At 35.3% G+C, this 249-nt stretch carries 1 pseudogene; it reads left to right on the top strand.

Annotation, left to right across the window (positions count from 1 at the left end):
- Nucleotides 1–118 (top strand): annotated as a pseudogene (locus tag H5181_RS20470) (IS630 family transposase); the annotation flags it as partial.
- Between the last annotated feature and the right edge of the window lie 131 nt (nucleotides 119–249).

The raw sequence follows: 249 nt of genomic DNA, 5'->3' as shown, positions 1-249 counted from the left end.
ATATGACGATATTGTTGAGCAGTGTTCCATTGCATGGAATCGATTTATTGCAGAGCCGGAAAGGGTGATTCAACTATGTTCTAGACGGTGGACAAAATTGACCAATTATTTAATGTAAATGGTATTATACCATTTACATTAAATATGTGATCTAATTGCTCGTCATTTCCTTACTTCAGTATCGATGAATAATCTCAATCTTGCAGCATTAGTTAAATCTGAGAAACGCGCACGTAAACGTATGCGTTA

The sequence above is a fragment of the Shewanella sp. SG44-2 genome, from assembly GCF_014164215.1.
In the GTDB taxonomy this organism is placed as follows: Bacteria; Pseudomonadota; Gammaproteobacteria; order Enterobacterales; family Shewanellaceae; genus Shewanella; species Shewanella frigidimarina.
Note: the sequence above shows the minus strand (reverse complement) of the source record. Positions and strands in the feature narration are given on the sequence as shown.